This is a genomic window from Chryseobacterium kimseyorum (genome assembly GCF_025971945.1).
Lineage (GTDB): Bacteria > Bacteroidota > Bacteroidia > Flavobacteriales > Weeksellaceae > Chryseobacterium > Chryseobacterium kimseyorum.
In genome coordinates, this window is sequence record NZ_JAPDHW010000010.1 from 130,910 (window position 1) to 145,052 (window position 14,143).

Genomic DNA, 14,143 nt, shown 5'->3' on the forward strand with positions numbered 1-14,143 from the left:
TTCTTTGATTAACTGAGTTCCATTAAAGTTTTTTTTATTGTCTCAAATGAAGACAATTTTAAATCTTTCGGGGAGTCAGTTGGCTCCAGAATATCGTTAAAGTAAACTTTCACTTTTCCGGGGAAACCTTTTGAATTATCGAATGGAAACATTTCCTTTAAACCGATAAATGTAAACACGGCAATCGGTGAATGATGTTTAGATGATAATGTGAACGCACCGTCTTTAAACTGGTCTAAAACTATAGAAGTGTCATCGGGAACACCACCTTCCGGGAAAAGTACAATGCTGTTGCCTTCCTCCATTTTTTCTGCACATCTTCGGTAGACATCGGCGCGGCTTCTCGGGCTGCTGCGGTCAACCATTACACAGATTCTTTTGTATATCGTTCCGAAGATCGGAATTTTCACCAATTCTTTTTTTCCAACATAGCAAAGTGGATGATTCGGAAACAAAATACACGGAAGCATAATATCCATTATTGATGTGTGATTTGAGATCACAACGTACTGCGTGTTTTTATCTATTTTTTTATCGGTAAGATTGATGAGTTCATATCTCATTCCCATTCCGTAGAAAACTCCGTAGCACCAGATTCTTATGAAAATATAGGCGTATTTGTATGTTTTTTTATTAAGAGAAAAGAGATATACGGGTAAACCTAATAGGATTGTCAGCAAAAATGCCAACACCACTAACCAAAATCTCCATAGATAATTTAAAATCTTTACCACAAATTAACCGTTAAAAATTACTTTTTTCTTCACCGAATAGTTCAGAATGGAAACTAATAGAATCGCAGCGATTTTACTGATCATTTCCGGACTCAAGGTATAAAAAATTAAATCAATATTATCTTTAAAAATATAACTGTAAAATATCTGGAAGAAAAATAAGCTTAATAATGTAGAAACAAAAGAAACTCCCATAAAATAAACAAACTCTCTTTTTTTAGAATGCTTTCCTCTTTCAAAAACAAACCAGATACTGAGAAAATAGTTGGATAGAATTCCACAGCTCGTTGAGAAAATATTACTGAAGGGAAAATGCACACCGTGAAAATTCTGCTCCTGAGAGAATATCTGTGGGAGGTAAGTGCTGAAAATCTTAAAACTCCCAATTTCTACAATGGCACTCAGTCCGCCTGCGATGATAAAAAACAAGACCTGTTTGTGTCGCAGTAATAGTTCTCTCATATTTTTTAGTAATGTGCAAATTTATAACTATATGTTAAACAGTGAAAAAAGATGTTAATTTTTTTTTTCGTTTCAAAATAATTTCTAAATTTAATTTTCAGAAAGAAACAGAATCTACCTGATACTAAATTCATTTTCAACTCATTTCTGTTGATGGCTTTTCTATCTTGTACCAAGTGATTGAGACAGTTTGCTCAAACTTTACACATTAAAAAAAATCAAATATTTGTATGAAATCTCAAAACAAATACAGGAAATTTCAGCTTCAGCAAAAAAATATTGAAGCTTTGGAAAAGGAAAATACACGTTTCAAAAGAGTGTATTCAGAGTACGAAAATATGTCAGATGAACTTTGGAATTTAGAAAATAAAGAAGGAGAAGCAATTCCCGACGACTTTATCAATGCCATGGTGATGCAGACCTCTTATCTTGAAAAGGAGATAGAAGACTGGCTCATACAGTTTAACCAAAATAAATCTGAAATCAAAAGCTGAGCTTAATCATTAAGCGGGTTTCCTTGTCTGTTTTTAAGAGCTATTTAAAGATTAATTCATAATTTAGCACTCTTAAAATAAGAATTATGATTGCTATTGTTGATAGTGGTTCTACAAAATCAGACTGGGTAATTTTAGACGAATTCAAAAATGTTTTTCTAAAAACTGAAACCATTGGTTTTAACCCCAATTTTATCAGCAGAGAACTTATTGTTCCCGAAATTGAAAAAAATACAAGCCTAAATACGGTTAAAAATTCTATTACCAAGATTTATTTCTACGGTTCGGGTTGTGGTGTGAAACAAAACTGCGATACCATTGAACACGAAGTTGGCAGAGTGTTTACCAATGCAAAAATCACGGTAAAAGAAGATTTGGCAGCGGCAGCATATGCAGCTTATAACGGTAAGCCGGCAATTGTCTGTATTATGGGGACGGGTTCTAACTCGTGCTATTTTGACGGCGAAAATTTAAAAATAAAACTTCCGTCACTTGGTATTCTTATCGGTGACGAAGGCAGTGGAAGTGCCATTGGTAAACAATTGGTGCGAAGATTTTTTATGCAGAAACTTCCGCAGGATCTTCATGAAGAATTTGAAAACACTTATCACTTGACGATTGATGAGGCATTGAAAAATATGTACCACAGCACAAGACCCAACGCTTTTCTGGCAGATTTCAATAAATTTGTAGTAGAGAGAAAAGATCATCCTTATTTTATACAAATGGTTTCAGAAGAGATGAAAAATTTCTTCGAATATCAGGTTATTCCTTACGAAGAGTCAAAAGAATCCGAGATTAATTTCATCGGATCAATTGCATATTATTACGAAAATATTCTACGTTCTGTAGCTTCAGAACTTCATTTGAATGTGGGACACGTTGTACAAAAACCTATTGAAAGTTTAGTCAACTACCATATTAAATATATACTATAAAAAAAGAAAATTCTATGTCGAATAAAACACACCGCGACGAAAAAAATTTCAATCAGGCCGCGTTAGATTATCATAAAGCTGAACCGAAAGGGAAAATTGAAGTCATTCCTTCAAAACCACACTCTTCGCAGAGAGATTTGTCACTGGCATATTCTCCGGGAGTTGCCGTGCCTTGTATGGAAATTCACCATCATCCGGAAACAGTTTATGATTATACAGGAAAAGGAAATTTGGTAGCCGTAATCTCAAACGGAACAGCAGTTCTTGGTTTGGGTGATATCGGAGCCGAAGCTTCAAAACCGGTAATGGAGGGGAAAGGTCTTTTGTTTAAAATCTTCGCAGACATCAATGTTTTTGATATTGAAATCGACGAAAAAGATCCTGATAAATTTATTCAGATTGTAAAAGGTATTGCGCCAACTTTTGGCGGAATAAACCTTGAAGATATTAAAGCTCCGGAAGCTTTTTATATTGAACAGAGATTGAAAGAGGAATTGGATATTCCTCTGATGCACGATGATCAGCACGGTACAGCGATCATTTCTGCAGCAGCGTTGATTAATGCACTTCAGATCGCCAACAAAAATATCGAAGAGGTAAAAATGGTGGTGAACGGAGCAGGAGCTGCTGCTGTTGCCTGTACCAACCTTTATATTTCTTTAGGATTAAAAAGAGAAAATGTTTTGATGTGCGACAGTAAAGGAGTCATCAATCACAAAAGAGAAAACCTTACGCCGGAAAAAATCGATTTCGTTATTCAGACCGATCTTGAAACTTTGGAAGATGCGGTGAAGGGTTCAGATGTTTTCATCGGTTTGTCTAAAGGAAATGTGATGACGCCTGAAATGTTGAGCAGCATGTCAGAGAATCCAATCGTTTTTGCACTGTCAAATCCTGATCCTGAGATCGCTTATGATTTGGCACTTTCAACAAGAAAGGACGTGATTATGGCGACAGGAAGAAGTGACTATCCTAACCAGGTGAACAACGTTCTTGGTTTCCCATATATTTTCCGTGGGGCATTGGATGTTCAGGCAAAAGGGATTAATGAAGAAATGAAACTTGCTGCCGTTCATGCAATTGCCAATTTGGCGAAAGAACCGGTTCCTGAAGCAGTAATTTTAGCATATAATGTTCAGAATCTACAGTTTGGAAGAGAATATTTTATTCCGAAACCTTTCGATAACAGATTAATTACCAAGGTTTCAAGTGCTGTAGCTAAAGCAGCGATTGACAGTGGAATTGCGAGAAAAACGATCACAGATTTTGACGAATATGAAACTCAGCTTCTCGACAGAATGGGAAGAGATGAGAAATTGGTGAGAATGATGCAGAACCGTGCTAAGGCTAATCCTAAAAGAATCACATTAGGAAATGCTGAAGAATATAATGTTCTGAAAGCAGCTCAGATTTTATACGAAGAAGGAATTGCATATCCAAGTCTTTTAGGGGATAAAAAATACGTTAAAGAACAGATGGAGCGTTTCGGGATCAATATTGATGTTCCGATTATCGATCCAAGTGATGACGACCAGAAAGAAAACAGAAAAAAATACAGAGAAACACTTTGGAAACTTCGTCAGCGAAAAGGGATGAACGAGTACAAAGCGAAAAGATATGTTCGTCAGAGAGATTATTTCGGACCTTTAATGTTGAAACATGGAGACACCGACGGATTGATTGTTGGTTTTTCTAAAAATTATGTTTCGACTTTAAGACCTGTTCTGGAAGTTATAGAGAAAGAAAAAGGTGTCGAAAAAGTGGCGGCAATGATGATGATTCTGTCTGAAAAGAAACCGATTTTCTTCGCAGATACTTCGATCAATCAAAATCCTAGTGCTGAAGATTTGGTGAATATTGCTAAAATGGCAGAGCACACCGTAAAATCTTTTGCGATTGAACCAAGAATTGCAATGTTAGGTTTTGAAAATTTTGCAGCAATTTCTGATACTTCGAAGAAAGTAGCAAAAGCGGTAAGTATTCTTCACGAAAAATTCCCGAAAATGATTGTTGACGGAGAGATTCAGCCGGATTTTGCGATGAATGCTGATCATTTAAGTGATTACCCATTCTCAAAATTAGGAACAACTCCAGCCAACACATTTGTCTTCCCGAATCTGGAATCAGCCAATTTATCTTACAAAATCATCAGAGGAATGAAGGTTGCGCAGGTAATCGGACCGATTTTGATGGGACTGAAGCAGCCTGTCCACGTTTTACAAATGCGTTCAAGCGTCGATGAGATTGTGAACTTGGCAACTGTTGCAGTTTTGGATGCTCAGAGAAGAGAAGCGAAGAAATAATTATGTTAATAAATTATTATGAAAGTCCCAAAGGGACGGTCTAATAAAGGATAGGATAAAATCCTATCAACTAAATTGAGAAAGCGATCAGAATTCTATGAATTCTGATCGCTTTTTCAATTTAGTTGATATATTTTAAGAATTAATTTTTTTTTGAAGTTTCTTCTTTTTAAGCCAAATCATTGCCTCCACAATTACAAAAAAAGTTAAATATCATTCTTGTGTTAAATGAATTTATTACTTAGTTTAAATTACTATATTTGGAAGTTATAAAAATTAATAATGATATTTTCTTTACAAGGAATTGTTCAGGAGCTTACACCGACTTATGTGGTAGTCAATGTCAATGGCGTTGGGTACTATGTGGGCATCAGTTTAATGACTTCACAAACCCTGACTTTGAATCAGGAAACCATGCTATTTATCCAACAGATTATACGCGAAGACGCCAATTTGCTGTTCGGTTTTAAGACCCGTTCTGAAAAAGAAATGTTTAATCTCCTAATAAGTGTGAACGGTGTGGGTGCGGTATCTGCACTGATTTTACTGTCAACTTTAAGCCTTTCTGAGATTGCTACAGCTATACTTTCCAAAAATAGTGCCGTAATTCAGAAAGCAAAAGGTTTGGGAACAAAAACCGCTGAAAGAATCATCGTAGATCTGAAAGATAAAGTACAGAAATTCGGTACTGCAGAAGAAAATAATTCTGTACTGGCAAATAATAAAAGCAAGGATGAGGCGTTATCTGCATTAGAAGTTTTAGGAATTTCTAAGAGGATGAGTGAGAAGATTGCTGATCGTATCATCAAGCAGGATCCGGAGATTTCTGTTGAAGAATTGGTAAAACAAATTTTAAAAAATATTTAACTTTTGGTGGAAAATAATAAGTTTCTCAAGATATATTCATTCCTGTCATTTTTATTCTTATCAATAAATCTATTTGGGCAGGTAAATCCGGAAGCATTTTCAATAAAAAAGGATTATAAAGTTACAGATCCTACATATTACGAAGGCTACTACGATATCAAAACCGGGATGTACTATGTATATCCTAAAATAGGAAATACCGTGACCGGTCAGCCCACTGCCATGTCTCCCGAAGACTATAAAGAATTTATGGCAGCTCAGCAGGCTAGAGCATACTACAAAGATAAATCTGAACGTTACAGTCTGCTTTTCAGAAAAGATACCTCTGAAGCTCAGAGAAGAGGTTTGATTCCTTCTCTTACTATTAACAACAGACTTTTTGAGAGCATTTTCGGAAGTAATAAAATTGAAATTATTCCTTCAGGATATGCCTCTTTTGATTTTGCAGGTTTGTACCAAAAGATTGACAACCCATTAATTTTACCACAAAACAGAACAAGTTTTACCTTTGATATCGACCAGAGAATTCAGTTGGGTTTAATTGGAAAAGTAGGAGAGAACCTTCAGTTAAAAGCTAATTACGACACACAGAGTGGTTTTGCGTTCGAGAACCGAATGAATTTGGTTTGGCAGGCAAAGGGCACCTGGAAAGATCTTCAGACCAAAGGTTTGGGAGACGTCAACAAGCCAAATGCCGGAGGTGAAGATAAGATCATTAAAAGAGTTGAATTTGGTAACGTAAATATGCCGCTTTCAACAAGTTTAATACGGGGTTCAGAATCACTTTTTGGGGTGAAAACTGAATTTCAGTTAGGGAAAACCTACGGAACTGTTGTCTTATCGCAACAGCAAGGTGAAGCAAGAAACATCGTTGTACAGGGTGGTGGCGTAATGAATACTTTTAAAGTAAACGCTATCGACTATGAAGACAATCAGCACTACTTTATCGGTCATTATTTTCTTAATAATTATGACAATGCGTTGCTGAATTATCCACAGATCAATTCTAAAATCAATATCAGCAGAATGGAAGTTTGGGTTCTCGATCAGGGGAATTCAAATTTGTCATATCAGAAAAGTATTGTCGGTGTACGAGATTTGGGAGACGGACCTTCAGGGCTGCCGGATAATTCACAAAACGGAATTTATGCTGCAGTTACAGGTTTGGGAACAGGTTTGCGTGATGCCAACTCTGCTTACAATACCATTGCAGGGCAGGTTCTTCCCAACGCTTCAGGTGGTACCGAAGCATACACAGACGGTGAACAGTTTATCTTCAACAGAAAAGCAAGAAGATTGACAAGCTCTGAGTTTACTTTTCATCCACAGTTAGGTTATATTTCATTAAACCAGAGATTGAACGATAATCAGCTTTTAGCAGTATCATATTCTTACACGGTTAACGGAACCAACCAGGTTTATAAAGTGGGAGAATTTTCTGAGGAAAGTCCGGTTTTGGTAACAAAGGTTCTGAAACCAAACACGACAGTTAAAACTACATCACCAATGTGGAGATTGATGATGAAGAATATTTATGCTTTGGATGCCGGTCAGGTTGATCAGGATGGCTTTATTTTAAATATTTATTACAGAGATGCACAGACCGGAGGTAAGGTGAATTACCTACCAAATACGCCTGTCGAAAATACCAATTTATTAAAATTGTTAAACTGGGACCGACTGAATGTGAATGGAGATTTACAGAATAACGGTGGTGTTTTAGGTGACGGAATTTTCGATTTTGTAATCGGTATTACAATACGGCCAGAGTTAGGAAAATTAATTTATACCAAAGTAGAACCTTTTGGAAGCTATATGGCTGGTCTTGTGGGTAACGATCCTCAGTATGTGTTTTCAGATCTATATTCTCAGCAGAAGCAGGTGGCAACATCCAGCAATCTGGCTCAGCGATATACCATGGAAGGCCGTTATAAAGGTGCGCAGGGACAGGGAATTTCTCTAGGAGCAGTGAACGTTCCTCAGGGTTCTGTCAAAGTTGCAGCCAATGGCGTACAGTTGACCGAAGGGGTTGACTATACCGTAGATTATATGTTGGGAACGGTAACAATTATCAATGAAAACGTAAAACAGTCCGGACAAGCAATTAATATTTCCTTAGAAAACCAGCTGACCTTTAATACGCAGAGAAAAAGATTTTTAGGCGTAAATTTAGAAAGAAGAGTCAGTGAAAACTTTATTTTCGGAGGAACCGTTGTCAATTATTCTGAATCTCCGCTGACCCAAAAAGTAAATTACGGTCAGGAAGCCGTTAACAATACAATGGCAGGCATCAATATGATGTACAATAATCAGCTTCCTTTCCTTACGAGATTAACAGATAAAATCCCTGGAATCAATACAGAAGCACCATCCAATTTAAACTTTAAAATGGAGGGAGCGTATTTACTTCCTGGAATCAATAAAGGAACAAATGATCAGTCTTACATTGATGATTTTGAACAGACGACTTCGAAAATTTCATTAAAAGAACCTGCAGCATGGAGCTTAGCTTCAAAACCGGAAAAGAATCAGGCGAACCCGATTTTCGCAGGAGCAGGTGTTAACGATAATGTAACGAACGGTTACGGTAGAGGTTTGCTGTCATGGTATAATATCGACCCGAGATTCTGGGGAGTAGGAGGAAGAGCTCCTGCAGGAATTACGGCACAGTCGGTTTCCAATCACGCTTCAAGAAGAGTTCAGTTTTCTGAGATCTTTAATAACAGAGATTTCGTAGCTGGTGAGCAGACGTTTACCAATACGTTTGATATTTCTTATTATCCGACAGAAAAAGGACCTTATAACGTCAATCCAAATTCAGAAACGCCGCTTCAAAGATGGGCAGGAATTATGAGACCGATTCAGGTTTCCAACTTTGTCAATTCGAACATTGAATATGTAGAATTCTGGATGATGGATCCTTACGCTGATGGAAATAACTTAGGAACAAATCCTAAACTTTTACTGCAGTTAGGAAATGTAAGTGAAGATATTTTGAAAGACGGGCTAATGCAGTACGAAAATGGATTACCGACGCCAGCACAGACGTCTTCAACCTCCAGTTCAAATTGGGGAACCCAGCCAAAACAGCCGCCGATCCTGTATGCATTTTCCAGTGAAGGTGAAGACCGTGCGATTCAGGATGCAGGTTATGATGGTTTAAATTCAAGCCAGGAAGGTTTAAAATTCCCGACGAGTACATTTGTAAACCCTGTTTTGAATCTTACTGACCCTGCAGTTGATGATTTCGTATTTTATATGTCTGAAAAATTCACAGGAAGTCAGGCAGCTTCAATCGTTCAGCGATACAAATATTTCAGAGGTCCTGAAGGCAACTCTCAAAGCAACTCTTTGGAAGTAGCTTCACAGACTCCGGATGCTGAAGATATCAACAGAGACTACAACTTAGATCAGAGTGAAAATTACAATGAATACGCAGTTAGTCTTGCACAGGGAAATTTAACTATCGGTCAGAATAATATTGTAGATGTAAAAACAGTTACCGCTACTTTCCAAAATGGTCAGTCAGATGATGTAAAATGGTACTTATTCAGAATACCCATTAATAAATTAGATACTTCTTTAGGAGGAGATCAGGATCCTTCGGTTCTTAATAATGTTAGATTCGCACGATTGTTAATGACAGGATTTGAGCAGGCATCTACTTTAAGATTCGGAACTTTAGATTTGGTAAGATCAGACTGGAGAAGATATCCTAAAAATATTGCGAAATTTATCAATACAGCAGCAGTGCCTCCAGTACCGGAAACACCAGATCCCGCTACTGATGAAGGAACAATTAATGATACTAACATTGATAACTTCGAGGTAGGAAGTGTAAATATTGAAGAGAATGCTTTAAACCAGCCACCTTATGTGCTTCCTCCGGGAATTGACAGACAGGTATTGAGCGGAAATGCCGGCGCACAAAGACAGAATGAGGCATCCCTTTACCTAAAAACTAATGTTCTTCCTGCTAATGAAGCAAAAGGGGTATTTAAAAATACAACGTTAGATATGAGAAGATACAAAAAGCTGAAACTTTTTGTTCATGCTCAGGATCCAAATAATTCTGATTTAAATGTTGGACGAATTGATGAAAAAACAAAATTCTTCATTCGTTTTGGAAGTGATGCCACAGATAACTACTATGAATATGAAGCATCATTAAAACTAACATCGAAGTCGGCTACGGCGCCAATGGATATCTGGCCTTTTGAAAATGAAGTTGATTTCGAAATACAGAATTTTGTTGATGCAAAACTGAGAAGAGATAAAAAATCTCCGACTGAGATCGTCAAGAGATCAGAAGATTCTGAATTCGGTGGTGGAGAGACTTTCAAGAAGATCTATATTAAAGGTAGACCAAGCTTAGGTAATATCACCACAATTATGGTGGGGATACGAAATGCTCCCGACAGAGGATCAGCTGCAATCAGCAGAATTCTTTGGGTCAACGAAATTCGTCTCTCTGAAATTGAAAACGATGGCGGTTATGCAGGAAATGCAAGTTTGAATTTCAACCTTGGTGATTTTGCCGTGGTGAATGCAAGCGGTTCCTACACTTCGGTAGGTTTCGGAAATATAGATTCTAAACCGGCAGAAAGAAATCAGTCTACACAGTCAGCTTTCAGTGTGAATACTCAGGTGAATGTAGACAAATTCTTACCTGAAAAAACAGGAGTGAAAATTCCGGTGAACTATTCTTACTCGCAAACTATTGAAGATCCGAAATACAATCCTTTGGATACCGATGTTGAATTCAGCAAAGCCAATAATAAAGAAGAACTGAAAAAAGTAGCAAGAACCTACACGCAGCAAAGAAGTTTAGGTGTTGTCAATATGCACAAGGAGCGTGTGAAAGAAAACAGCAAACCTAAATTCTATGATGTGGAAAACCTGTCTCTTACTGCGGTTTATAATGACGATTTTTACAGAGATATTTATACCAAAAGAAATTACAGACAGTACTTTAGAGGGTTCCTGGATTACAATTATACATTCAAGCCTTGGGTAGTCAAGCCATTCAATAAAATGATCAGCGATACCGCACAGTCAACTAAATATCTGAGATGGATCAAAGATTTTAATTTCAATCCTGTTCCTACAAGAATATCTTTCAGAACAGAATTAGACAGAAATTACAACGAGCTTGAATTTAGAAATATCGACGCTATTTTAAGTGGAAATTTAGGAGACGATTTTGCAGCTATCAAAAACAGAAATTTCTATTTTGGATGGCAGTATGGTTTAGGATTTAATTTTACTAAATCTTTAAAACTGGAGATCAACTCTCTTACAAGAACCTTAAATGATAATATCGATGTCAACACAATGGATAATTCTTCCATTTTCGGGAATATGTTCAGAGCAGGAAGACCGGTTTTATACAACCACAGAGTTCAGTTAAATTACAAACTGCCGTTCCAGCTTATCCCATACTTAGACTTTATCGATGCCGAACTTCAGTACGGTTTCACCTACAACTGGAATGCAAGGTCGACGGCTCTATTGGCAAGTCCGGATGGAAGTTTAGGATCTATTGGTCAGAATACCAATATCATCCAGGCTACGGCTACGGCAGATATTCCGAAGTTTTTTGGTCAGTTTGGATATTTCAAGAGAATGTCATCCACACTTCAGAAACGCAGACAGGAAATGGATTCCCTAAACAATGCTTACACTCAGGCATGGGACAAAAACAGATATAAATTTAAAAGCTATAAATTTAAAAACAAGTTGTCTATTCTTCAGAGTGCAGCATTTGTTCTGACTTCATTCAAACAGTTAGACGTTAATTATTCTGAGAATAATGGGACCGTTCTTCCGGGATTATTATCTGCACCAAACGGATATGGTTACGGACAGACTTTAGGCGGACCAACAGTCGGTTTCCTATTAGGTTCTCAGGCAGACATCAGACGTACCGTAATTGAAAACGGCTGGGTGAGTGATTCTGAATTTATGATTGATCCTTATGTGAAAATGTCAACGAGGGAACTCAGGGCAAATTTACAGATGATGCCGGTGAATGATTTTAGAATTGACTTTAATGTTCTACAGACTTACAACCGAAACTTCTCTCAGACAGGATTCAATTTCCGGGATGATAATGGTTTCTCAAACCCGAATCTTACATTTGCCAATGATTTGGTGAGTTACTCCAACTCAGTGATTCTTGTAAACACAGCTTTCCAAAACGGACAGGCAGTGTACGAGTCAATCAGACAGAACGCAAGAATGATTTCACAACAGTTGGGAGGTGCACTGGAAACCGACGGATTTACCGATGGGAACAGTATTTCAAATGCCTATGTATTAATTCCTGCATTCCGCGCAGCTGTTGAAGGAAAAGGTGCCAAAGCAATCGGAAACCCAAAGAAAGCAGGGCTTCCACTTCCAAACTGGAGAATTATTTACTCAGGTTTAAAAAATATTCCGATGATCAGTGGGCAGTTCACGAAGTTTGATATCTTGCATAGTTACAATGCAACATACACTGCAACCGGAATTCAGTCAAGTATTGATTATTTCAACAGCAGTCAGGGAGCAAGAGATGTGAATGACGATTACATCAATCCATACACCTTTGCACAGGTAGGTTATGTAGAAGCATTTGCACCGCTTGTCGGGATCGATGTTACCATGAGAAACAATATGCAGTTTGGATTACAGTACAACAGGATGAGAACGCTGCTATTAGGATTGGTAAACCATACGTTGACGGAAGATTCAAATACAGAATATGTAGTAAGATTAGGATACATTGTAAGAAACTTCAGATTGGGTAATATGACCAATACGAGAGGCGGACGAGGAAAAGGAAGTGATCTTAACATCAGAGGAGATATCTCACTTCGTGACAGCCGTACGAGTATCATGAATATTCTGTTGGATGATTCGCAGGTAACCGGAGGTCAGAAATTAATGAATATTAAATTATCTGCCGATTACAATGTTTCAGAAAACTTAAACTTAAGAGTATTCTACGAGCAGATGACTTCAAAGTATAAGATTTCGACAGCCTTCCCGCTGTCAACCATCAGAGCAGGTCTTTCAGCAACCTTCACTTTTGGCGAGTCAGGAGGCTTTTAAAAAAAGATAAATAATACAATCCCTTTCTTGTTTTGGAAAGGGATTTTTTATTAAAAACCTAAATCAGTGGTTTCAAAAAAAAATGATAAGATTTCCGAATGCTGATTTGATTGAACTTTATCACCACTCCGATACAGATTACAAACCACACAAACTTCCGTCTCCCATCCATAAACTTCCAGCGCATCAAATAATCATTTATTTTCTTTGAGCATATCTCTATTTTGAATAAATTTGTCACTATAAATAAAAAATTAAAATGAATACACCATCAGAATTAAAGTACACTAAAGATCACGAGTGGGTAAAGATCGAAGGTAACATCGCTACGATTGGGATTACAGACTTTGCACAGGGAGAGTTGGGAGACATCGTTTACGTAGATGTAGATACAGTAGATGATGATATCAATGGAGGAGACGTTTTCGGAAGTGTAGAAGCTGTAAAAACAGTTTCAGATCTGTTCTTGCCAATTTCTGGAAAAGTGATTGAATTCAACGCTGCTTTAGAAGATCAGCCGGAATTGCTAAACACTGAGCCTTACGGAAACGGTTGGATCATCAAATTAGAGATCGCTGACGGTGCAGATCAGTCAGAATTGCTTTCTGCAGAAGAATATCAGGCAATCCTTGGATAAGATTTCAAACATATTTTTAAAGATACTGCCCATTTATTGGGCATTTCTTACTTATATGCTTCTCCGTCCCGGCGTAGAAAATCACGAGTATTTCTTTATGTTCGACGGAATTGATAAAGTTCTACACTTAGGAATTTTCGCAATGCTCGGTTTCTCATTCATGGCCGCTTTCCCCAGAATCAAATTCTCCTACTTCTTTCAGATCATCCTGATTTACGCATTCCTCACAGAAATTTTACAGGAAGAAATGGGTCTCGGCAGATCTATGGAAACTTTAGACATCGTTGCAGACACGATCGGCTGTCTCATCGGATACTATATATATAAGGTACTAGTCAAAAGATTTTTCTGACAAATCATTCCACTTTCATCAGACGTTTGTCTTTACAATTTCGTTTTTTTCTTTTTCAGGAGCTTAATCCCGCTATCCACTATATCTTTTTTTGATTACTGCTGCTTTGCATCGGCAATCAAAAAAAGGATGCCGTTTCTATGGTAAGTTTGCATGAAGCAAAATAGATTAATAACTTGGTTAAAAAAATTAACCAAAAGAGCAAAAGCAGCAGGATAAAGACAGACGTTTCTTTGATACTTAGATATCGCCCCTGATATT

At 37.4% G+C, this 14,143-nt stretch carries 9 protein-coding genes; 7 read left to right on the plus strand and 2 right to left on the minus strand.

Annotated elements, in window-relative coordinates; translation table 11 throughout:
- Positions 1-8: 8 nt before the first annotated feature.
- Together OMO38_RS14845 and OMO38_RS14850 are read right to left on the minus strand one after the other, a co-directional pair.
- Positions 9-734, minus strand: coding sequence for a lysophospholipid acyltransferase family protein (locus OMO38_RS14845; RefSeq protein ID WP_264750971.1), 726 nt, complete (start codon positions 732-734; stop codon positions 9-11).
- A gap of 3 nt (positions 735-737) precedes the next feature.
- Entirely contained in the window at positions 738-1,196 is a 459-nt protein-coding gene (locus OMO38_RS14850) for a GtrA family protein (RefSeq protein WP_264750972.1), read from the minus strand.
- Between the two features lie 230 nt (positions 1,197-1,426).
- On the opposite strand from OMO38_RS14850, the gene OMO38_RS14855 reads away from it, so the two are divergent.
- From OMO38_RS14855 to OMO38_RS14885, 7 genes are all read left to right on the plus strand, one after another.
- The gene (locus OMO38_RS14855; protein WP_264750973.1) at positions 1,427-1,690 is read left to right on the plus strand and encodes a hypothetical protein; all 264 of its coding nucleotides are present in this window, start codon (positions 1,427-1,429) and stop codon (positions 1,688-1,690) included.
- A gap of 86 nt (positions 1,691-1,776) precedes the next feature.
- Positions 1,777-2,628, plus strand: a complete 852-nt coding sequence (locus OMO38_RS14860) for a BadF/BadG/BcrA/BcrD ATPase family protein (protein ID WP_264750974.1) — start codon at positions 1,777-1,779, stop codon at positions 2,626-2,628.
- A gap of 14 nt (positions 2,629-2,642) precedes the next feature.
- On the plus strand, positions 2,643-4,931 hold the full coding sequence (locus tag OMO38_RS14865) for an NADP-dependent malic enzyme (RefSeq protein ID WP_264750975.1): 2,289 nt from the start codon (positions 2,643-2,645) through the stop codon (positions 4,929-4,931).
- A gap of 282 nt (positions 4,932-5,213) precedes the next feature.
- Positions 5,214-5,798 (plus strand): Holliday junction branch migration protein RuvA, encoded by a 585-nt coding sequence (ruvA, locus tag OMO38_RS14870; protein ID WP_264750976.1) that lies wholly within the window; start codon positions 5,214-5,216, stop codon positions 5,796-5,798.
- A 6-nt stretch (positions 5,799-5,804) separates the two neighbouring features.
- Positions 5,805-12,893, plus strand: a complete 7,089-nt coding sequence (sov, locus tag OMO38_RS14875; RefSeq protein ID WP_264750977.1) for a T9SS outer membrane translocon Sov/SprA — start codon at positions 5,805-5,807, stop codon at positions 12,891-12,893.
- Positions 12,894-13,152: 259 nt separating this feature from the next.
- Positions 13,153-13,530, plus strand: a complete 378-nt coding sequence (gene gcvH, locus OMO38_RS14880) for a glycine cleavage system protein GcvH (RefSeq protein WP_264750978.1) — start codon at positions 13,153-13,155, stop codon at positions 13,528-13,530.
- On the plus strand, positions 13,523-13,882 hold the full coding sequence (locus OMO38_RS14885; protein ID WP_264750979.1) for a VanZ family protein: 360 nt from the start codon (positions 13,523-13,525) through the stop codon (positions 13,880-13,882). Before gcvH ends, OMO38_RS14885 begins: the two co-directional genes overlap by 8 nt.
- The last annotated feature ends 261 nt before the right edge of the window (positions 13,883-14,143 follow it).

Excerpts from the sequence above, each read along its gene's own strand:
- OMO38_RS14850 (WP_264750972.1), bottom strand. The coding sequence starts at position 1,196 with ATGAGAGAACTATTACTGCGACACAAACAGGTCTTGTTTTTTATCATC.
- OMO38_RS14855 (WP_264750973.1), top strand. The coding sequence starts at position 1,427 with ATGAAATCTCAAAACAAATACAGGAAATTTCAGCTTCAGCAAAAAAAT.
- OMO38_RS14860 (WP_264750974.1), top strand. The coding sequence starts at position 1,777 with ATGATTGCTATTGTTGATAGTGGTTCTACAAAATCAGACTGGGTAATT.
- OMO38_RS14865 (WP_264750975.1), top strand. The coding sequence starts at position 2,643 with ATGTCGAATAAAACACACCGCGACGAAAAAAATTTCAATCAGGCCGCG.
- ruvA (WP_264750976.1), top strand. The coding sequence starts at position 5,214 with ATGATATTTTCTTTACAAGGAATTGTTCAGGAGCTTACACCGACTTAT.
- gcvH (WP_264750978.1), top strand. The coding sequence starts at position 13,153 with ATGAATACACCATCAGAATTAAAGTACACTAAAGATCACGAGTGGGTA.